This window comes from Streptomyces sp. NPDC041122, assembly GCF_055592445.1.
Genome location: NZ_JBVIYQ010000004.1, coordinates 169,141 through 188,698 on the forward strand (window position 1 = coordinate 169,141; position 19,558 = coordinate 188,698).

Genomic DNA, 19,558 nt, shown 5'->3' on the forward strand with positions numbered 1-19,558 from the left:
GGTCGCGACGCCCGGTCGGAGGCGGACGCCGGGCGGGACGGGCAGGCCCGGCGCGGGTGTCGTGGAACGCACGGGGCAGCACGCCCCGCCCCGCACAGCCCCGCTCCGGGCCTCTTCGGTTCCCCGGACGAATCCGCGCCGGATGTTGTGTCCCTCGTACCAACTCCGTGTCCGGCGACGCCCCTAGCGTGGCGGTCAGCCCACCCCACCTGGAGGACGCACCCGTGCAAGGCGACCACGTTTCCCGCCCCGCGCCGCCGCCGCTCGGCGCCATGCTCGACGACCTCGAAGAACTCGTCTCCTGCGAGTCCTACTCCGCCGACCACGAGGCCGTGGCCCGCAGCGCCCGGGTCGTCGCGGAGCAGGGCGCCCGGCTGCTCGGCGCACGACCCCGGACGCTGGTGACCGGCGGTGTGACACACCTGCGGTGGACCTTCGGCACCCCGCGCGTCCTGCTCCTCGGCCACCACGACACCGTCTGGCCGATGGGCACCCTCAGGACCCATCCGTTCTCGGTGCGCGAGGGCATCGCGCGCGGGCCCGGCGTCTTCGACATGAAGGCGGGGCTGGTCCAGATGTTCCACGCGCTCGCCCTGCTGCCCTCGCTCGACGGGGTCTGCGTGCTCGTCACCGGTGACGAGGAGGTCGGCTCGGACACCTCCCGCGCGCTCATCGAGGACACGGCGCGCGCCTGCCGGGCGGCCCTCGTCCTGGAGGCGTCGGCGGACGGCGGCGCCCTCAAGACCGCCCGCAAGGGTGTCTCCCACTACGGCCTGACGGTGCACGGCCGCGCCGCCCACTCCGGCCTGGACCCCGAGAAGGGCGTCAACGCGGCCACCGAGCTCGCCCACCACCTGCTCGGCCTGCAGGACATCACCGACACGGTGACCGCACGCACCGGGCCGGGAACGACGATCACCCCGACGGTGATGTCGGCCGGCACGACCGCCAACACCGTCCCGGCCCGCGCCGAACTGAGCCTCGACGTCCGGGTCCCCACCCCGGCGGCGCAGCAAGCGGTCGACGATCTCCTGTGGGGACTCACGCCGCACCACCCCGAGGCCCGGCTGCGGGTCGACGGCGGCCCCAACCGTCCGCCGCTGGACGCCGCGGCCTCGCGCGAGCTGTTCGAGCTGGCCGAGGAGGTGGCCGTGCGTTCGGGGCTCGGCCCGCTGCGGCAGGCTGCCGTCGGCGGCGCGTCCGACGGCAACTACACCGCGGGCGTCGGCTGTCCGACCCTCGACGGCCTCGGTGCCGTCGGCGACGGCGCCCACGCCGACCACGAGCACGTGGTGACCGCGGCCATGCCGCCGCGCGCCGGGCTCCTCGCCGGCCTCGTGGGGGCGCTGCTGTGAGCCTCCTCGACATCAGGGTGCTGCACACCATGGCGGAGTTCGAGGCCGTCAGCCGCCTCTACGCCGACATCTGGGGCACCGACCCGAGCACGGCGCCGGTCTCCGCCGAGGTGATGCGCGCGCTCGCCCACGCCGGGAACTACGTCGCCGGGGCATACGAGGAGGGCCGGCTGACCGGCGCGTCCGTCGCCTTCTTCGGGGAGCCCGCGGGCACCACCCTGCACTCCCACATCACGGGCGCCGAGCAGGGGCGCGGTGTCGGCCTCGCCCTCAAACTGCACCAACGCCGGTGGGCCCTGGAGCGCGGCCTGAAGCGCGTCACGTGGACGTACGACCCGCTGATCCGGCGCAACGCCCACTTCAATCTGACCAAGCTCGGGGCGCGCCCCGAGGAGTACCTGCAGTCGTTCTACGGCGCCATGGACGACGCCATCAACGGCGGGGACGAGTCGGACCGCGTCCTCGCCGCCTGGGACCTGTCGGCACCGCGGCCGGCCGCGGGTGCCGGTGGTGTGCCTTTGCCCGCCGGCGCCGCGCACGCCGTGCGCGACCGCGACGGGTACCCCGAACCGGCCGACACGGACGCCGAGTTCGTCCTCGTCGACCTGCCGGACGACATCGAGGCGCTGCGCCGCACCGACGCCCCGGCCGCCCGCGCGTGGCGGATCGCCGTCCGCCAGGCCCTCGGCGAACTGCTGGCCGGCGGCGGCCGCGTCGTCGGCTTCCACGACCGGCGCAGCTATGTCATCCAGCGCCGCCGGACCACCTGCGCACACCTGACCACCGGGAGCGACCAGTGACCAAGACGAAGATCTCCGGCATCGAACTGCGCCGGATCGCGATGCCGCTCGTGGCGCCGTTCCGCACCTCCTTCGGCGTCGAGACCAGCCGTGACGTCCTTCTCGTACGGGTCGTCACGCCCGACGGCGAGGGCTGGGCCGAGTGCGCCGCGATGTCGGAGCCGCGTTACTGCGCCGAGTACGTCGACGGGGCCCAGGACGTGCTGCGCAAGTTCCTCGTTCCGGCGCTGCCCAAGGAGGGCGTGGACGCCGCCGCGGTGGGGCGGGCACTGGCCCCCTTCACCGGCCACCACATGGCGAAGTCGGCCCTGGAGAGCGCGGTTCTCGACGCCCAACTGCGGCGTACCGGCGAGTCGTTCGGTTCGTACCTCGGCGCTTCGCGGGACCGTGTTCCGTGCGGGGTCTCGGTGGGGATCATGGACTCCGTCCCCCAGCTCCTCGACGCGGTCGAGCGCTATGTCGCCGAGGGCTATGTACGGATCAAGCTGAAGATCGAGCCGGGCTGGGACGTCGAGCCCGTCCGCGCGGTCCGTGAACGCTTCGGGGACGATCTGCTACTGCAGGTGGACGCCAACGCTGCCTACACCCTGGTGGACGCCCGACACCTCGCCAAGCTGGACGACTTCGGGCTGCTCCTGATCGAACAACCCCTGGCCAACGACGACATGGTGCAGCACGCCCAACTGGCCAGGATCCTGCGCACGCCGATCTGTCTCGACGAGTCCATCGAGTCCGCCGCCCACGCCGCCGCGGCGATCACCCTCGGGGCCTGCTCCATCATCAACGTCAAGCCGGCCCGGGTCGGCGGCTACCTCGAGGCCCGCCGCATCCACGACCTCGCCCGCGCCCACGGCGTTCCCGTCTGGTGCGGCGGCATGCTGGAGACCGGCATCGGGCGCGCCGCCAACGTGGCGCTGGCCGCGCTGCCCGGCTTCACCCTGCCCGGTGACACCTCCGGCTCGCACCGCTACTTCGCGACCGACATCACCGAGCCGTTCGTCCTCTCGGACGGGCACCTCGACGTCCCCGCCGGCCCCGGACTCGGGGTGGAGCCGCTGCCCGACGTCCTGGACGAGGTGACCACCGCGACCGAGTGGATCACTCTGTGACGCGCGGGGGCGCCCATTGACGCGTGGACGGTGCGGTGGGCGCCGGCTCACCGGTCGGCGTCGCCGGTGTCGTACGTGTCGAACGCGAGGGTCGCCTTGCCGCGCGGTCACTTCGTCGCGGGTACGTCCGCATGCGTCGCAGGCGGGGCCGTGGCAGGAGTCGCCTCGTCCATCTCGGCCACGTCCATGTCGACCACACAACCGTCCGGGATCTTCTCGCCGGAAGTCGCGCAGGCCGAGGGATCGGCATCGGGGGCAGCCTTGTTCGCCTGACGTCGGCTCTTTCCCTGTTCACCCGACGTCGAGGCACCCGAAGACGGGGTGCCGTCCGAGGACGACGAGCAGGCCGCCGAGCCCACCACAGTGCCAAGGATCACCACTGCCGAAGCCACAGCGGTACGAGTGCGCCTGAAAGTCCCCAAGGCGGCGCGAGGCGGCCGGAGTTGCGTCGGCCCCCGCGACGAGACCGTCACAAGGACCTCGGCGCCGCTCTGCCCCCTGCACGACGTCGCCGGGTTCCGTCCTTCGACGCGTTCCAGCCCGACTCCTGGGAGCCCGAACCTCCCCGCTCACGTCGTCCTGGCGTCGCCATGTGGCACAACCCCCTTGATGCGTGCGGACACATGGAGACACGGAAACACACAAGGCCCCGCGCTGGCGACACCTCGCGTCGCGGTGGCGGAGGCCGGGGGGAACGGAGGCCTACCGCGGGCGGCACGGACTCGGCCTCCGTCCGGGCGTCCCCGAACTCCTCACGGCGCGACCGCCCCCCGCGGCACCGGTCGCGAAATGACCGCCCTTTTCCTGCACTTCACCGTGGCCGGACGGACGCCGATCACGATGACTCCGCCAGTATCGTCCCGGCATTCGGACGGCGTCCAATATCGGTTCGTACTGAGCGTCAGTCCGGTCGGTTATGGGGATCCGGGGCCGGTCCGGGCCTTATGGGAGGGGGCCGGAAGGCGTGCCGTGCACCCTCGGTCACGTACACCGGATGGACCAGCCGGGGTGCGGTCCGCCGTTCCGGACGGTCTGCTGTCGGAGGTATGGGCTACCACATAGACAGCCCGCGCCAAGCGGGCACCACACGACGTGACGCACTGGGCATGGCGGCGGCGCTCTTGACGGGCGGTGTCCTCTCCGCGGGGGCGGCCGCCCCCCGGGCCGACCAGGAGGAGCCCGACGACGCCTGTCCGGCCACCTACGACCCCGAGTTCGAGGCGGCGCTCGCCAAGGCCGACGCGGCGCTACCGGAGGACGACGCCCGAGGACTCCCCCCGGAGGGCCCGCGCCCTCGGTTCAGACTGCCGCTGCGCCGCCGCTTCCGGGTCACCACCCGCTACGGCGCACGCGGCAGCTGGTCCGCCGGCCACCACACCGGCGTCGACCTCGCGGTCCCCCGCGGCACACCCGTGTACGCGGTGGGCGCCGGGGTGGTGGTGCTGGCCCGCTGGTCCGGCGCGTACGGCAAGGCCGTGACCGTACGGATGTCCGACGGGCACTACGCCGTGTACGGGCACCTCTCCCGCATCCGGGTGCGACAGGGCTCCCGCATCCGGGCGGGGACGCGGCTCGGAAACAGCGGCAGCACAGGGCGCGCCACCGGACCCCACCTCCACCTGGAGATCAGGTCCCGGCGGCAGTACGGCTCGGACATCAACCCTTACGGGTACATGGCCCGGCGGGGCGCCCGCCTCTGGTGACGGCCAGGGGCCCGGGACCGGAGTGAGGGCCGGAGCGCCGGTTCGACGTCCGATGAGCCGGCCTGCTGTCACGTGATCAGTGTCAGACCCCGCTGACAGCATGAACGCATGGGATTCTTCGACGATTTGACACTGCCCGCGGAGCCCCCGGCACCCCGGGAAGCGGTGACGACCCTGCCGCCTTACGACAGGGACGCGCGCCATGACCGGCCTCCGGTCGACTGGTTCGCTCCGGCGCTGGTGCCGCAGCTCGCGGTGGCCGGCGCGGGGCCGTCCGCCAAGGTGCTGGTGACCGGCTGGTCGGTGTGGCGGAACTCGGTCACCCTGCATCTGTCCGTGCACCGGTCGGCGCATCGGCAGAGCGAGGACGGGAACCGGCGGTCGGGTCTGCGGGTGGGGCTCGCGCTGGGCGACGGCCGCCGGGTCACCACGCTCGACACGCCGGAGAGTCCGGTGCTCGGCCCCGCGCAGATCTGGGCCACCGGTCAGGCCTCGGGAGAGGCGGGCCGGCTGGTCGCGCTGGATCCCGGGACGAGCGACACCCGCCGGACGCTGTTTCGGACGGCGGTCGACCTGTACCTCGCGGAACTGCCGCCGCCGGGTGAGACGCTGCTGGTGGTGGAGTGGCCGGACGAGGAGATTCCGGAGACCGCCACACCGGTCGACAGCGACGCCCTGCGGGCCGCCTCCACGCGTGCCGTCGAGATCTGGTCCGACCTGCCGCCCCGGGATCCCGACTCCGAGCCCTCGCACGTCCTGCAGGTGTGGCTCGCAGGCCCACCCGACTTCCTCGCCCCGCCGATGTCCCCGTACGAGCGCAGGATGCGGCGCGAAGAGGAAGAGGCCCGGGTGCGCTATGTGCCGAGACCTGACTGGGAGGGCATGCGCCACCACGACTGGGGTGACGCGGAACTGCTCCTGGCCCGGCTGGACGGCGGCGCTCCGGCGGACGCGCGCGTCCGGTCGGGGGCCACTCCCCTGCATCTGGCGGCGGAGTGGGGTGACGGGGCGTGTGTGGCGGCGCTGTTGGAGCACGTCGCCGAGGTCGACGCGCGCGACGAGGAGGGCCACACGGCGCTGTGGCACGCGGTCTGCCGGGGCGACGAGGGCAGTGTCCGCGCGCTGATCCGGGCCGGTGCCGACGTGTGGACCCCGCAGTGCGGCATCTGGTCGCCCGGCCGGCTGCTGCTGACGACCGCGCTCGCCCCGATGGTGTCGGACCTGCCGGGGGCACGGGTGCCGTCGGCCGACGAACTGGCCGCCTTCCGTGCGGCGGACGAGCTCGTCCGGGCCTTCGGCGAGGGGAGCGCGTGGACCGAGGGGCTCGGCATCACCTTCGTCCGCGACCTCGACGAGGACGAGGTCATCCGCCGGCTGGGCGGGGATCCGGCCCGGTGCCCCGTGACCGATCCCGATCACCCCCCGTTCGACGAGGACGACGACGAGGCGTCGCTGCGCCATGTCGCGGTGACCGCCCTGCCCGGCAGCCCCGGGGGGTGCGTCATCACCCAGGACGGGTACATGCCGGGCGACGACGCCGTGCTGGCCGCGCTATCGCCCGGCACCGCCGCGTACGGGATCTACTTCAATCCCAAGGGCGGCACCCACGGCACCCTGGTGAGGGACGGTCGCTCCGAGCACCACGAAGAGATCGGGCTCTCCCCCGAGGCGTCGGCCCCGCCCGCGCACTGGCACTTCGGTTTCTGGCGGACCGGCCCTGATGTCCCGCACAGCGCACTGTGCTTCGCGTACGCCTGCGCGATGGCCGGACTCCGCGTCGCCGACGGAAGCCCGGTCTTCGGCGAGGGCGCCCGGCGGCGCTGGGTGGAGCTTCCCCCGCACCTCGTGCGCTGACCGGTCGACCGGCGCCGGTGAAGCAGACGCCCGCTCCCCTGCCCGGCACCCGACCGCATCGGGCACAGAATGTCGGGTCGACGCCCTGCGCGTTCCCTAGCGTGGTGATCACAGGAAGAGAAGGAGACCGGGCGTGCTGGAGCGGCTCAACGAGGCCATGGAGTACATCGAGCGCCATCTCGGCGACTGTGTCGACGTGGCCGCGACGGCGCGGGTGGCAGCCACCTCGGAGTACCACCTGCGCCGGATGTTCTCGGCGCTCGCGGGCATGCCGCTGTCGGAGTACATCCGGCGCAGGCGGCTCACCCTCGCGGCCGCCGAGGTGCTCGCGGGGCGGGACACGCTGCTGGAGATCGCGGTCCGCCATGGTTACGGCTCGGGCGAGGCGTTCGCCCGGGCGTTCCGTGCCATGCACGGCGTGGGGCCCGGCGAGGCCCGGCGCACCGGGGCCGTGCTCAGTTCCCAGTCCCGGATGACCTTCCGCCTCACCATCGAGGGGAGCAGCAACATGCGCCATCGCGTAGTGGACAAGCCGGCCTTCACCGTGGTCGGCCACAAGGCCCGGGTGCCGCTGGTGCACGCGGGACCGAACCAGGCGATCATCGACTTCGTCCGCGGGATCCCGCGGGAGGAGGTCGAGCGCTTGGAGAAGCTGTCGGACCAGGAGCCGCGCGGCGTCCTCGCCGTCTGCGACGACCTGGACCCGAGCCGTGCCGAGGGCACCGAACTCGACTACTACCAGGGGGTGATCACCGCCGCAGCCGCTTCGGAGGGCGCGGCGGAGTTGTCCGTCCCGGCCGGGACGTGGGCGGTCTTCACGGCGTCGGGGCCGATGCCGGAGACGGTTCAGTATCTGTGGCGGGACGTGTTCACCGAGTGGTTCCCGTCGAACCCGTACCGCAGCCGTCCCGGCCCCGAACTGCTGCGCATGCGGATGCCGGAGGGCGGGGCCGAGGGCGACGCCGAGCTGTGGCTGCCCGTGGAGCGGGAGCGGGGCTGAACGGGCGGCACCGGCCGGGGCCGAACGGTCCGAGGACGGCTAGCGCGGGCGGCTCACGGCGAAGCGGGACGGCGGTACGCCGAAGGCACGGGTGAAGGCGGCGGTGAAGGCGGCCGGCGACGCGTAGCCGATCCGGCCGCCGACATCGCTGACCGAGGCGGTCCCCAGGAGCGGCACCGCCGCCAGCAGACGGGCGCGGCCCCGCCACACGGCGGGGCTGTCGCCCGTTTCGGCGCGAAAGCGCCGGGTGAAGGCCCGTTCACTCATGGCTGTCCCGGCGGCCCAGGTGGCGTTGGTGACGTCGGGGTCCGGGGCGTCCAGGTAGGCGCGGCAGAGCCGGGCGAGGTCGGCGGAGGCGGGCATGGCCACGTGGAAAGGGAGCGGGGCGCGCTCGGCGATCTCGTACAGGAGGAGCGCGGCGATGCTTCCCTCCCGGCCGGACAGCCGGTAGTCGGGTTCGAACTCGGCGGCGGCCAGGAGCAGTTCGCGCAGGAGCGGGGGCACGTCCACGACGGTGCAGGTGGTGGGCCACCAGGGGACGGCGCGCGGTTCGATGTACAGGCTGCGGGTGCTCACCCCCAGCATGCGGACCCGGTGCCGGGTGGCGGGCGGGATCAGTACGGCGCGCTCGGGCGGAACCGTCCAGGCGCCCTCGGCGGTGTCGACGGCCATGACGCCGGTGGCGCCGTGGAGGAACTGGGCGCGCCGGTGTTCGTGCCAGTCCAGGACGTGGCCGGGTGCGTAGTCGGTGGCGATCGGCAGGACGGCCCGGTCGATGTGGTCGACCTCGGCCAGGGGGACGTTCCTCACTCCACCACCCTACTGGCCGACACGCGACAGAAGTGTGCCGACCATCGCATGCGGGCAGCTGGTCGCGGCTGGTGGGGTGGGTTCCATGGACTTCGTGATGTTGGTCGGCGTCGGGCTCCTCACCGGGGTGACGACGGTGCTGTTCGGGTTCGGCGGCGGGTTCGTCGCGGTGCCGGTGGTGGTGGCGGCGGACGCCGCGCTCGGTGCGGACGCGATGCGGGTGGCGACGGCCACCTCGGCCCTGGTGATGGTGGTGAACGCCGGGTTCGCGACGGTGGTCACCCCGCGGCGCGTGCTGCTCGCGCTCCGCGGCAGCGGGCCGCTGCTCGTCCTGCTGGCGGCCGGGGCCGCGGCCGGTGCGTTCGCCACCCGGCTCGCGCCGGAGGCTCTGGCTCACTGGGCCTTCGTCGCGTACGTCCTGCTCACCATCGCCGACCTGCTGTTGCGCCCCGGTTTCCTGCGCCCGCACCCCGGCGCCGAGGTGCCGGGCGGTGCGGGGTCGGGAGACGGCCCGCGTCCGCTGCCGGCCGCCGTCGGTGCGCCGATCGGCGCCGTGGCCGCCTTCCTCGGCGTGGGCGGCAGCGTCATGACGGTGCCCGCGATGCGGCGGGCCGGTCACCCGATGCGATTGGCGACCTCACTGGCCAACCCCCTGACCCTCGCCATCGCGCTGCCCGCCACCGCGGTCTCGCTGACGGTGGCCGCGGTCCCCGCCGCCACGGACGCGCGGGTCCACTTGGTGGGCCTGCTCGACGTCCGCGCCGCCGCGGCGCTGCTGTCGGGGGCCCTGCCGGTCATCGCGGTCCTGCGCAGGCGGCCGCCCCGGATACCCGACCGCGTCCACGCCTGGGCGTACATCGGCCTGCTCGCCCTGGTGGCGCTGGCGATGCTGGTGCTCTCGTGAGGGCGAGGGGCGGTCGGGCCGCGGTGAGGTCAGGCCGAGGCCGCGGGCCTCCGCGTCCCCCAGGCTCAGGGTTCCTGCCGCCAGCCGGCGGCGTCCGGGCACGCGGTGGGCGCGGAGCCGAAGGCGAGGCGGAGGAAGTGCTCCAGCGCGGGAGTCCAGGTGGAGAAGTCGTGGCCGCCGGGTCCCGAGCAGTAGCGATGCGGGACGCTCTGCTGCTTCAGGATCATGTGCAGCGCGTTGTTCCAGGTGTACGGATCCTCGTTGCGGCCGGCGTAGAGCGCCATCCGGCCCTGGTACGACCGGTACGCGTCGGGGTGGCCCTGCGCCACCTGGGCCGGGTTGAACGCGGGCCAGCCGGACTGCGGCCCGAAGACCAGCTCGGTGCGCCGCAGCGCGTCGGGGTTGCCGGGGAACAGGTACTTCCAGTAGTTCCCCGCGTCACTGCCCGAGCCGTGCCACCAGAAGCGCGCCCCGTACAGCGTGGTGCCCTCGTCGACGATCTGCTGGTGGTCGGGGCGCCGGATGTCCGTGCCGCCGGAGAAGGCGCCGACGGCGCTGAACAGGTCGGGATGCTGGGCCGCGTACTTGAGCGCGCCGTACCCGCCCATGGACATGCCGGCGACGGCGCGGCGGCCGGAGGTGGCGAAGTGCGCGTCGACCCAGGGCACCAACTGCGCGATGTGGAACGTCTCCCACTGCGGTGTGACGTTGCCGTAGGTGTGGCCGTCCCAGTCGGAGTAGAACCCGACCTTGCCGCCCTCGGGCATGACGACGATGCCCTTGAAGCCGGCCCGTGTGATGCTGCGGACGGCGTTGCCGCCGCCGCTGGTCCACTGCTCGTAGTCGGCGGCTCCACCGTGGAGCAGGTAGAGCACCGGGTACTCCGCCGACGGGTTGTAGTCCGCGGGCAGATGGACACGGACCCTTACGGGCTTGTGGACCGGGTCGATCTGCGGCGCCCCGGGACCGCGCGGGGTGAACAGCGCTCCGGTGGTGAACTCGGCCTCGCAGACCTGCCCGTCGGGCGAGGGCCGCCAGTCCCGCAGGTCCAGGCCGTTCGTGTCACCGGACCCGATGTCCGGGCAGCTCACGTCCGCTTGGGCGGGCGGGGCGGAGACCCCCGCGAGAACCGGGCCGAGGACCAGTGCGGTGGCCGCCAGCAATGCCTTCAAGGATCTTCTCCGCCACCGCATGGCCCCCACCGCTCCGCTCCACCCCTCGGGGACGCGCCCCGCCGCCAACAGCGCTGCGACGCTATCGCCGCCGAAACGCGCCCGCATACCGCCGAGGTTGGAGATCGCGTACCGCGGTGGTTTACCGCGGTACCGCTACGGCAGACGCAGCGGGCTCCTCACGCCCGGCCCGCCCGACCGACGAAGCCCCGGGTCACGTGCGTCCCCGAACCGACCTCCTCCGCCCGGTAGTTGGACTCGCCCACGCAGTCGCTGTACTCGTAGTTCGCCCTCGACGTGCCGCTCAGGCCGCCCGCGTCGGTGGACGTGGGGCCGCCGAAGACCGCGTCGGACCGGGGCATCTCCGCGCAGCTGGGGATTCCCGCGTAGTACTCGACGAAGCCGCCCTGGGATCCGCGCAGGCCACCGCTGCCCGCCGGGAGCGTGTACGTGCCGAGGTGGGTCTCCTTGCCGGTGACCGTGTCCCTGGCCGTACCGGTCCAGGTGTCGGTCCCGCTGCGCTCGACCCGCATGTCGTAGCGGTGACCGTAGACGCCGTCGAAGTCGACCGCACAGGTCACCCCCGGCCCACCGTCGGCGCCCTCGTGACAGAGCGGGTCATCGGTGGTCGAGCCGGCCACGAAGGTGGAGAAACGGGCGGACAGCCGCTCGCTTCCGCCGCTGTTCGCGCGGGGCTGCAGGCCGGTGTAGCCCACGTCCTGAGCCTTGGTGAAGCCGAACTGCTGGGCGAAGTAGATGCCCGACGTATGCGCGGTGGCCGGGTTCACCGCGATGGGGAAGGTGAGGTTGCTCAGGCCCGCGGACGGGGTGCCGGGCACGGACCAGCTGATCGACACGTTGCCGCCGCCGACCGAGGCGGCGGCGGGTTGGGGTGCCGCCAGCAGCAGTCCCGCGGCCGCGACGGCCGCCGCGCTCATGCCGCACCGGCGGCGGACTCTGACCGGGATCATGTCCTGTTCCTCCTCTGTGTGGGGCCGGAGTCTCCGCGTGGGGGCCGGAGACTCCGGGTCGGGAGAGAGACGCGCGCAGCAGTGTCCCGCCGGGCCCCCACCGCGGCGCCATGGACAATCGCGGCACGGGCTTGGACTCTTGCGGCCCGGCAGGACACCCCCCACCTCGGCCGACGGTTCTCGCGCGCCCTCGGAACGACACCGGGCGGCTACCGTCGCGTCCTCCGCGCGACCCCGTGAGTCAACTCCCCCGCATGACTACTCTCCGTAGCCATTGTCTCGATACCCCATCGTGGGTGCGGTTCGGGATTCCGCTTGCCCCGTAGGGGTACATATAGCTCTGAGCGGGAACGATTTACATATGACCTCGGTGCCACCCAGGACCTCGGTGGCGTCCGGCGCCGGTCTTCGTGGCCGCGCCATCGCACATTCGATTACTCTCCGTGAAGGGAGAGGGACACTGCTGCACTGGGAAACGGGCACCGCCGACTTCACCTTCGGCCTGCGTCACCGCGTGGTGAACGGCACTGATGTCCTTGCGTTCTGGGGCGAACTTGACGCCTGGGCCGACCAGGAGCTCGCCCCCCGTGTCACGGCACTCCTCGACAGGGCCGGCCCACGGGTCGTCACCGACCTCCGAGAAGTGACCTTCATGGATGCCGGCGGCCTGCGGCTGCTGGTGCGGATCCGTCGTCAAGTGGAGCGGGACAAGGGCACGTTGTGGCTCGTCCCCGGCAGCGCGCGCAACCGGCGGCTGCTGCGCATCACCGCGCTCGACCGGGCATTCACCATCCCGGCCGGCGCGCCGGTCCCCTGTGTGCGGACCGGCGCGCGCAGCGGATCGGGCTGAAGCGCCCCGCGAGGGAAAGCTCCACCAGGGCACCGCGCTCCGGAGCGGGGCCCGGACCACCGAGAAGACCGGAACAGGGGCAGCATGAGGCAACTCCCCGGGGGTACTCGGCTGCCATGCATCTCTCATCCATACGCCTCCCCTCGGCCACCCACCGCGGGAAGCGCAAGGCCCGGCAGGCGGCCAAGGGGCGAACCGTCGCGGCGGTGGCCCGCGCCGGTTTCGTCGGGCGCGGTGTCATCTACCTCCTGGTGGGCGCGCTGGCCCTGCGCATCGCCTTCTCCGACGGCGGCGGCAAACGCCAGGCGGACCGGGGCGGGGCGATGGCGGAGATCGCCGACAAGCCGTTCGGCAACGTCATGCTGTGGCTGCTCGGCTGCGCCCTGGCCGGCATGGCGCTGTGGCGGCTCTCGGAAGTCTTCTTCGGGCAGGCCGGCCCCGACGGCGACAAGGCGAGCAAACGCGCCCTGGCGGGTGTGCGCTGCCTCTTCTACTGCTTCGTGTCGTACTCCGTGCTCGCCTACGCCGCGGGCGACAAGGGCAGCGGCAGCGGCTCGAGCGACAAGACCACCCAGGACGCGACGGCCAAGGTGCTCGACTGGCCGGGCGGGCAGTGGATCGTCGCCGCCGCGGGCGTCGGGGTGATCGTGGCGGGGGTCTGGATCGCCGGACGCGCGCTCCTGCGGAAGTTCCACGACAAGCTGCGCATGGCGGACATGTCCCGGCGGGTGCGGCAGGGCGTCGACGTCCTCGGCGTCACCGGTGGCACGGCCCGGGGCATCGTGTTCGCCGTGGCCGGCGGATTCGCCGTCAGCGCGGCCCTGCGGCACAAGCCCGGCGAGGCCAAGGGCATGGACAACACGCTGCGCTCCTTCGCCGACACCGGCGCGGGGCCCTGGCTGCTGATGCTGATCGCCATCGGCCTGGGCGCGTTCGGACTCTTCTCCTGGGTCAACGCCCGCTGGCGCAAGTTCTGACGTCCGGCGCGCCGGGCAGGGTGCACGGGGCTCCCCCGTGCCCCTTGTCCGGCTTTTCGCTGATGGCACCCGATGCCGCTCCGGCCCCTGAACGCCGTTCACGGCACACGACCACCCGCTGTGTACGATGACCGGGTGACCTCCCGCCCCAAACTGAGCATGGCCGAACGCAAGCGCCGCCTCGTCTCGGACGAACTGACCGAGTCCGCGCTGCAGTTGCTGGCCCTCAAGGGATACGACGCGGTCACCATCGACGAGATCGTGACCGCCGCCGGGGTCTCCCGGCGGACGTTCTTCCGGTACTTCGCGTCCAAGGAGGACGTGGTCGTCCAGTTCCTGGCGGACATGGGCACCGACATGCGGGCGGAGCTGGCGGCCCGCCCCGCCGACGAGAGCCCCTCCCAGGCGCTGCGGCACGCCGTCGGGGTGCCGCTCGCCGCCTGCTCCGACCACTCCGACCGCGCACTCGGCGTGGTGCAGCTCATTCTGCGGACGCCCGCGCTGCTGGCCCGGTTCCTGGAGCGACAGGCACAGTGGCGCGGCGATCTGACACGGGAGCTGGCGCGCCGCACCGGCCTCGACCCGGAGACCGACCTGTATCCCCGACTGGCCGCGGGGATGGCGCTGACCGCCTTCGACACCGTGCTGCAGCGGTGGAGCGGCAGCGACGCCGCCGAAGACCCGTTCGCCCTGCTCGACCGGTCCTTCGCCGTGCTCGGCCCGGCACTGGACGCCGTCGAAGTCCGGTGACCCTGGAGGCCGCTTTCCCGCCGGCCCCCGCTCGATCCGTCCAACCCCCGTCCCCGCTGGGCACGCCGCACACCGTCCCCGCGCGCGAGGAATCCCGCGCGGATCTTCCGAGGATCGACGCATGGATGTTCGTCAGCTGGAGTACTTCCTCGCGATCGTGGACCACGGCGGCTTCCACCGGGCGGCATCGGCCCTGTACCTCTCCCAGCCCTCGCTCTCGCAGGCCGTGCGCGCGCTGGAACGGGACCTGGGCAGCAGCCTGTTCCACCGCATCGGCCGCCGGGCCGTGCTCACCGAGGCGGGGACGGCCCTGATCGAACCCGCACGGGCGGCCGTACGCAGTCTGGCGACGGCCCGCGCCAGTGTCGCCGCCGTGCACGAAGTGCGCGCGGGGCGGCTGGACGTCGCCGCGATGCCCTCACAGGCGGTGGAGCCGCTGACCACGATGGTCCGGAGCTTCGGCGCCCGCTACCCGGGCGTCTCGGTGACCATCCGGGCCGCCTTCACCGCGCGCGGTGTCATCGACATGGTGCGCACCGGGGCCGCCGAGCTCGGTCTCCTCGCGTCGTCCGAACCCGTCTCCGACCGGGACGTGGTCGCCCATGCGGCGGGCGAGCAGCGCTTCGTCCTGGTCACCCCGCCGGACGGACCGTTCCCCGAGGACCGCCCGGTGCACTGCGCCGAGCTCGCCGGGCACCGGTTGATCGTCGGGCAGCGGGGCACCGGGATGCGCGCGTACGTCGACGGGCTGCGGGAGCGGGGGATCGACTTCACCGTCGCGGCGGAGACCGAACACCGGGTGGCGATCCTGCCGTTGGTGCTGGCGGGCGTCGGGGTCGCCGTGGTCACCGAGGCCTGGCGCGCGACGGCCGAGCGGGCCGGGGCACGGGTGCTGGACATCGAGCCGCGGACGGCGCTGCGGATCTCTCTGGTGCGCCGCGGGGCCGAGCAGTCGCCCGCCGCGCGGGCGTTTGTGACCTGCGCTCTCGCCACCCTCGACGACGCATAGGCGCCGCCTGTCAGGCTGATCGGCAGAGCGTCCTGGACGGCCGGACCCGCCGGTTGCTGCAATCGGGAGATGCCCCACCACCACATCGCACTCATCCCCGGCGACGGCATCGGAGCCGAGGTGCTGCCGCCGGCCCGGCGCGTCCTCGACGCCGTCGGCGCCCGGCACGGCCTCGACTTCACGTACACGTCCTACGACTGGTCGTGCGCGCGCCACCTCAGCGAGGGCGCCATGATGCCCGAGGACGGCATCGACCTGCTGCGGGACAAGGACGCCATTCTGCTCGGCGCGGTCGGCCACCCGGACGTCCCCGACCACGTCTCGCTGTGGGGCCTGTTGATCCCCATCCGGCGTGGCTTCCGCCAGTACGTGAACCTGCGTCCGGTCCGCCTCTTCGCCGGGGTGGAGAGCCCCCTGCGCTCGGCCGTGCCGGGCGAGGTCGACCTCGTCGTCGTGCGGGAGAACGTCGAGGGCGAGTACAGCGAGATCGGCGGCAGGCTCAACCGGGGCTTTCCGGAGGAGATGGCCGTGCAGGAGTCCGTGTTCACCCGTGCCGGGGTGACGCGCGTGGTGGACTTCGCCTTCGGTCTGGCCGCGCGGCGCGGCGGTCGGCTCACCTCGGCCACCAAGTCGAACGGCATCGTGCACACCCTGCCGTTCTGGGACGAGCTGGTCGCCGAGCGAGGCGCCGCCCACCCTCGGGTGGAGTGGGACCAGGAGCACATCGACGCGCTGGCGGCCAAGTTCGTCCTCGACCCCGCCCGTTTCGACGTCGTCGTCGCCTCCAACCTCTTCGGTGACATCCTCAGCGATCTGGCCGCCGCGGTGGCGGGCTCCATCGGGATCGCGCCGGCCGCCAACCTCAATCCGGAGCGCGACTTCCCCTCCATGTTCGAGCCGGTGCACGGCTCGGCGCCCGACATCGCGGGGCGCGGTGTCGCCAATCCGCTCGGGGCGATCGGGGCGGTGGCGATGATGCTCGACCACCTGGGCCATGGTGCGGCGGCCGCCGACGTCACCGGGGCCATCGCCAGGGTGCTCGCCGAGACCGATGTGCGCACCCCCGATCTCGGCGGCGAAGCGGGCACCGACGAGTTCACCGAGATGCTCCTCGCGCTGCTCTGACGGCCGTCCGCGATGTGCCGCCCCGACGAGGAACTCCGTGGGACGGGGAGGCGTTGGCAGAACGACGCGCAGAACGCGCGAGTACGAGCGAACGGCAAGCCGAGGTGGCACGGATGGCGATGTGGGACCGGATCAAGGACCAGGCCAAGGGTCTGCAGCAGGGACAGGGGGCGCGGAGCTCCGGCGGCCCCGGAAGGTCGGGGTCCGGGTCCGGCGGCGGGTCGAAGGCGCAGCTCGTGGGCGTTCTGAAGTCCCAGCTCAGCTCGCTCAAGACGGAGCTCAAGAGCGGCGCCTACCGGGACGCCAGCATGGCGATGTGCGCTCTGGTGGCGGCCGCGGACGGTTCGGTGGACCCGGCCGAGCGGCAGCATGTCGAGACGCTGATCCTGCAGAACGACGTGCTGCAGAACTTCCCGCCGGAGCAGTTGCGCCAGCGGTTCACCAAGCACATCGACCAGTTGACGGCCAATTTCCAGCACGGCAAGACCGAGGCGATGCAGGAGATCGCCAAGGCGGCGAAGAAGCCGGCGGAGGCCAAGGCGGTCGTGCAGACCGGTTTCGTCGTCGCGGGGGCGGACGGATACATCGCGCCGGCCGAGGAGCAGGTTCTGCGCGAGGCGTGCGCCGCGCTCGGCGTCTCGCCTCAGGAGTTCGGCCTCTGACCGGCTGACCGACTGTCCGGTCCGGCGGCAGGGCGTACGGGCGCCGCGGCGGGCGCCGTCGTCGGACAGGAGGGGCCCGTAGGTGGTCAGTTCGTCCTGCCGGCCCGAGACCTCTGTCCGACGTACGGCGTCGACACAACCGGATATGGCTCGGCCGGGCTCAGACCACCGCTCCCGTGCCGCGCTCCTTCCTCCTCCTCGCCTCCAACGGGCTGTAGCCGCGCGGCCCCTCGTCCGCGCCGTCCGACCGCCTCGGCCGCGCGGTCGGCGGAGCCGGCGGATTGCGGTGTTCGAGCGCGACGGCCAGCGGGACGGCCGTGAAGACCGTCGAGGCCATGCCGATCAGGACGCCGGCGATCAGTGCCAGGGAGAAGTCCGCGAGCGAGTCGCCGCCGAGCACCGCGAGGGCGGTGAGGATGAACAGGGCGCCCATGCCCGTGTTCACGGTGCGGGGCAGCGTCTGGACGACGGCACGGTTCGCGAGGGCCGCCAGATCGCGGCGCGGATCGCGGCGGCGGGCCTCGCGCAGCCGGTCGAAGACGACCACCGTGTCGTTGACCGAGTAGCCGATCACGGTGAGCAGCGCGGCGAGGAAGACGCTGTCGACGGGTTTGCCGAGCCAGGCGAAGAGACCCACGACGATCAGCACGTCATGGACCATCGCCGACACGGCGGCCGCCGCGAGCGTCCAACGGAAGCGCACGCTCAGGTAGATGAGCTGAGCAGTGACGGCGATGCCGAGGGCGATCAGCGCCTTCCGGCGGAGTTCGTCGCCGAGGCTCGGTCCGATCAGGTCGTCACGTTCGACGGTGACCGTGCCGCCGGGGCCCTCCAAGGACGCCTTGACGCGCTGCTGTTCGGCGTCGGTGAGCCGCTCCGTGCGGACGCTGATGCCGCCGTCCCCGGACTCCTGCACCACCGCGCGCGGGAATCCCGCGTCGGCGACGGCGCCACGGGCGGTGTCGGCGTCGACGGGCCTGCTGGTGCTGTACTCGACGAGCCGGCCCCCGGTGAACTCGACGCCGAACTCCAGGCCGCGCAGGGCGATGCCCGCGACGGCCACGGCGACCAGGAGGGCACTGGCGCCGAGCCGGCGGCGCCGGTGGCGCACCAGGTCCGGGTCGCGGCGGGCCAGCCAGGTGCGGAGGCGGCCCGTGGCGGCGATGCCGGTCAGGGCGGGCCGCCGCCGGACGCAGCCGCGACCGACGGCGAAGTCGGCGAGGACGCGGGTGATGACCAGTGCGGTGACCATCGACGCGAGGACGCCGATGGACAAGGTGACGCCGAACCCCTTGACCGGCCCCGTGGCGAAGAAGAACAGCAGTCCGGCGGCGAGCAGCGTCGTCACGTTCGAGTCGACGACCGCGCTCCACGCCTTCGCGAAGCCGGTGCGCACCGGTTTGGCCAAGTCGGTCGAGCGTACGGCGAGGTACTCCTCCCTGGCCCGTTCGAAGACGAGCACGTTGGCGTCGACGGCCATGCCGATGGCCAGGACGAAGCCGGCGAGTCCGGGCAGGGTGAGGGTCGCGCCGAGCGCCACCAGGGCCGCGTACGAGATCAGGCCGTAGAGCGTGAGGGCGAAGGCGGCGAGCGCGCCGAGGAGCCGGTAGACGACGGTGATGAACAGCGCGGTCAGGGCGATGCCGATCAGGGCCGCCCGGGTGCTCGCCTCGATGGCTTCGGCACCGAGCGTCGGGCCGACGGTGCGCTGCTCGACGACGTCGACGGGCACCGGCAGCGCTCCGCCCTTGACGAGCGCGGCGAGATCACGGGCCTCGGACTGCCCGAACGAGCCGGTGATCTGGGTGGAACCGCCGGTGATGCCGGTGCGGCACGCCACGTTCCCGTCGACCCCGGGCGCGGAGATGATCTTGTCGTCGAGGGTGATGGCGACGCGGCGTCCGGGCGCGCCCTGCGGCGCGCAGGCGGCGTCGCCGGTGAGGTCCGCCCAGGTGCGCCCGGCGTCTTCGCGGAAGGACAGGTTCACGGTCCAGCCTGCCGTCGACTGCTGATCGAGCGTGGCCGCGGCGTCCTTCACACCGTCGCCGGTCAGTGCGGTGGGGCCGAGTCGGAGATGGTTGCCGGGGCGTTCGGGGTCGGGCAGTGTGCGCGACCCGTCGGGGGCGGGCTTCGCGGGGCCCTTCGCCGCCGACTCCCCCGTCACCGGGTGGATCGTCAGCTGAGCGGTGCGGCCGATGACTTCGGCGGCCTTACGGGGGTCCTGCACGCCGGGCAGCTCGACGATGATGCGCTTGTCGCCGGAGCGTGCGATGCCCGGTTCGGCGACGCCGAGGGCGTCGACGCGCTGCCGGAGGACCTCCAGGGCGCGGTCGGTGGATGCGGCGTCCGCCGTGACGGCCGGTGTGCTTCTGGTCTCCAGGACGATCTGGGTGCCGCCGCGCAGGTCGAGGCCGAGGCGGGCGGACTGGGTGAGGGCGATGTAGAGGGACAGGGCGACGACGGCGAGGGCGACGATCGCCCGCCACCAGGGCGCGCGTGACATGGGG

18 protein-coding genes are annotated in these 19,558 nt (G+C 72.9%); 13 read left to right on the forward strand and 5 right to left on the reverse strand.

The window, feature by feature from the left end:
* The first annotated feature begins 272 nt into the window (after positions 1–272).
* The 3 genes from ACZ6B8_RS16780 to menC are packed head-to-tail and all read left to right on the forward strand — an operon-like array spanning position 273 to position 3,264.
* Positions 273–1,355 carry a M20 family metallopeptidase gene (locus ACZ6B8_RS16780; protein WP_471607916.1) on the forward strand — a complete coding sequence of 361 codons (1,083 nt, stop codon included), beginning with the start codon at positions 273–275 and terminating at the stop codon, positions 1,353–1,355.
* Positions 1,352–2,155 (forward strand): GNAT family N-acetyltransferase, encoded by an 804-nt coding sequence (locus ACZ6B8_RS16785; RefSeq protein ID WP_471607661.1) that lies wholly within the window; start codon positions 1,352–1,354, stop codon positions 2,153–2,155. Before ACZ6B8_RS16780 ends, ACZ6B8_RS16785 begins: the two co-directional genes overlap by 4 nt.
* A gap of 41 nt (positions 2,156–2,196) precedes the next feature.
* Complete coding sequence (gene menC, locus ACZ6B8_RS16790) at positions 2,197–3,264, forward strand: o-succinylbenzoate synthase (protein ID WP_471083950.1); 1,068 nt, start codon at positions 2,197–2,199, stop codon at positions 3,262–3,264.
* A gap of 107 nt (positions 3,265–3,371) precedes the next feature.
* On the opposite strand, the gene ACZ6B8_RS16795 is transcribed toward menC, so the two are convergent.
* Entirely contained in the window at positions 3,372–3,656 is a 285-nt protein-coding gene (locus ACZ6B8_RS16795; RefSeq protein WP_471083668.1) for a hypothetical protein, read from the reverse strand.
* Between the two features lie 654 nt (positions 3,657–4,310).
* On the opposite strand from ACZ6B8_RS16795, the gene ACZ6B8_RS16800 reads away from it, so the two are divergent.
* The 3 genes from ACZ6B8_RS16800 to ACZ6B8_RS16810 all read left to right on the forward strand — a co-directional run bounded on the left by ACZ6B8_RS16800 (position 4,311) and on the right by ACZ6B8_RS16810 (position 7,821).
* Positions 4,311–4,967 (forward strand): M23 family metallopeptidase, encoded by a 657-nt coding sequence (locus ACZ6B8_RS16800; RefSeq protein WP_471607662.1) that lies wholly within the window; start codon positions 4,311–4,313, stop codon positions 4,965–4,967.
* A 108-nt stretch (positions 4,968–5,075) separates the two neighbouring features.
* The gene (locus ACZ6B8_RS16805) at positions 5,076–6,821 is read left to right on the forward strand and encodes an ankyrin repeat domain-containing protein (protein ID WP_471607663.1); all 1,746 of its coding nucleotides are present in this window, start codon (positions 5,076–5,078) and stop codon (positions 6,819–6,821) included.
* 133 nt (positions 6,822–6,954) lie between these two features.
* The gene (locus ACZ6B8_RS16810) at positions 6,955–7,821 is read left to right on the forward strand and encodes an AraC family transcriptional regulator (RefSeq protein ID WP_471607664.1); all 867 of its coding nucleotides are present in this window, start codon (positions 6,955–6,957) and stop codon (positions 7,819–7,821) included.
* A gap of 39 nt (positions 7,822–7,860) precedes the next feature.
* Here the strand turns inward: ACZ6B8_RS16810 and ACZ6B8_RS16815 are convergent, their stop codons facing one another.
* Entirely contained in the window at positions 7,861–8,631 is a 771-nt protein-coding gene (locus ACZ6B8_RS16815) for an AraC family transcriptional regulator (protein WP_471083656.1), read from the reverse strand.
* Between the two features lie 85 nt (positions 8,632–8,716).
* Between ACZ6B8_RS16815 and ACZ6B8_RS16820 the strand changes: the two genes are divergently transcribed.
* On the forward strand, positions 8,717–9,535 hold the full coding sequence (locus ACZ6B8_RS16820) for a TSUP family transporter (RefSeq protein ID WP_471083653.1): 819 nt from the start codon (positions 8,717–8,719) through the stop codon (positions 9,533–9,535).
* Between the two features lie 65 nt (positions 9,536–9,600).
* On the opposite strand, the gene ACZ6B8_RS16825 is transcribed toward ACZ6B8_RS16820, so the two are convergent.
* Positions 9,601–10,707, reverse strand: a complete 1,107-nt coding sequence (locus ACZ6B8_RS16825; RefSeq protein WP_471607665.1) for an alpha/beta hydrolase — start codon at positions 10,705–10,707, stop codon at positions 9,601–9,603.
* 179 nt (positions 10,708–10,886) lie between these two features.
* Positions 10,887–11,678 carry a hypothetical protein gene (locus ACZ6B8_RS16830; RefSeq protein ID WP_471607666.1) on the reverse strand — a complete coding sequence of 264 codons (792 nt, stop codon included), beginning with the start codon at positions 11,676–11,678 and terminating at the stop codon, positions 10,887–10,889.
* Positions 11,679–12,066: 388 nt separating this feature from the next.
* Here ACZ6B8_RS16830 and ACZ6B8_RS16835 point away from each other — a divergent pair, with 388 nt between their 5' ends.
* The 6 genes from ACZ6B8_RS16835 (at position 12,067) to ACZ6B8_RS16860 (ending at position 17,051) form a co-directional block, all read left to right on the forward strand.
* Positions 12,067–12,528: an STAS domain-containing protein gene (locus tag ACZ6B8_RS16835; RefSeq protein ID WP_471083644.1), complete on the forward strand. Its 462-nt coding sequence runs from the start codon at positions 12,067–12,069 to the stop codon at positions 12,526–12,528.
* 116 nt (positions 12,529–12,644) lie between these two features.
* Positions 12,645–13,505, forward strand: a complete 861-nt coding sequence (locus tag ACZ6B8_RS16840; RefSeq protein ID WP_471607667.1) for a DUF1206 domain-containing protein — start codon at positions 12,645–12,647, stop codon at positions 13,503–13,505.
* Positions 13,506–13,664: 159 nt separating this feature from the next.
* Positions 13,665–14,255 carry a TetR family transcriptional regulator gene (locus ACZ6B8_RS16845; RefSeq protein ID WP_471607917.1) on the forward strand — a complete coding sequence of 197 codons (591 nt, stop codon included), beginning with the start codon at positions 13,665–13,667 and terminating at the stop codon, positions 14,253–14,255.
* A gap of 121 nt (positions 14,256–14,376) precedes the next feature.
* On the forward strand, positions 14,377–15,264 hold the full coding sequence (locus ACZ6B8_RS16850; protein ID WP_471607668.1) for a LysR family transcriptional regulator: 888 nt from the start codon (positions 14,377–14,379) through the stop codon (positions 15,262–15,264).
* 69 nt (positions 15,265–15,333) lie between these two features.
* On the forward strand, positions 15,334–16,389 hold the full coding sequence (locus tag ACZ6B8_RS16855) for a tartrate dehydrogenase (protein ID WP_471607669.1): 1,056 nt from the start codon (positions 15,334–15,336) through the stop codon (positions 16,387–16,389).
* Positions 16,390–16,502: 113 nt separating this feature from the next.
* The gene (locus ACZ6B8_RS16860; protein WP_471083632.1) at positions 16,503–17,051 is read left to right on the forward strand and encodes a tellurite resistance TerB family protein; all 549 of its coding nucleotides are present in this window, start codon (positions 16,503–16,505) and stop codon (positions 17,049–17,051) included.
* Positions 17,052–17,211: 160 nt separating this feature from the next.
* On the opposite strand, the gene secD is transcribed toward ACZ6B8_RS16860, so the two are convergent.
* On the reverse strand, positions 17,212–19,554 hold the full coding sequence (gene secD, locus ACZ6B8_RS16865) for a protein translocase subunit SecD (protein ID WP_471607670.1): 2,343 nt from the start codon (positions 19,552–19,554) through the stop codon (positions 17,212–17,214).
* Between the last annotated feature and the right edge of the window lie 4 nt (positions 19,555–19,558).

Bases quoted from the DNA above. Each gene is read 5' to 3' on its own strand.
- ACZ6B8_RS16845 (WP_471607917.1), top strand. From the start codon at position 13,665: ATGGCCGAACGCAAGCGCCGCCTCGTCTCGGACGAACTGACCGAGTCC.
- ACZ6B8_RS16840 (WP_471607667.1), top strand. From the start codon at position 12,645: ATGCATCTCTCATCCATACGCCTCCCCTCGGCCACCCACCGCGGGAAG.
- ACZ6B8_RS16805 (WP_471607663.1), top strand. From the start codon at position 5,076: ATGGGATTCTTCGACGATTTGACACTGCCCGCGGAGCCCCCGGCACCC.
- menC (WP_471083950.1), top strand. From the start codon at position 2,197: ATGCCGCTCGTGGCGCCGTTCCGCACCTCCTTCGGCGTCGAGACCAGC.
- ACZ6B8_RS16855 (WP_471607669.1), top strand. From the start codon at position 15,334: ATGCCCCACCACCACATCGCACTCATCCCCGGCGACGGCATCGGAGCC.
- secD (WP_471607670.1), bottom strand. From the start codon at position 19,554: ATGTCACGCGCGCCCTGGTGGCGGGCGATCGTCGCCCTCGCCGTCGTC.
- ACZ6B8_RS16830 (WP_471607666.1), bottom strand. From the start codon at position 11,678: ATGATCCCGGTCAGAGTCCGCCGCCGGTGCGGCATGAGCGCGGCGGCC.
- ACZ6B8_RS16850 (WP_471607668.1), top strand. From the start codon at position 14,377: ATGGATGTTCGTCAGCTGGAGTACTTCCTCGCGATCGTGGACCACGGC.
- ACZ6B8_RS16820 (WP_471083653.1), top strand. From the start codon at position 8,717: ATGGACTTCGTGATGTTGGTCGGCGTCGGGCTCCTCACCGGGGTGACG.
- ACZ6B8_RS16800 (WP_471607662.1), top strand. From the start codon at position 4,311: ATGGGCTACCACATAGACAGCCCGCGCCAAGCGGGCACCACACGACGT.
- ACZ6B8_RS16860 (WP_471083632.1), top strand. From the start codon at position 16,503: ATGGCGATGTGGGACCGGATCAAGGACCAGGCCAAGGGTCTGCAGCAG.
- ACZ6B8_RS16780 (WP_471607916.1), top strand. From the start codon at position 273: ATGCTCGACGACCTCGAAGAACTCGTCTCCTGCGAGTCCTACTCCGCC.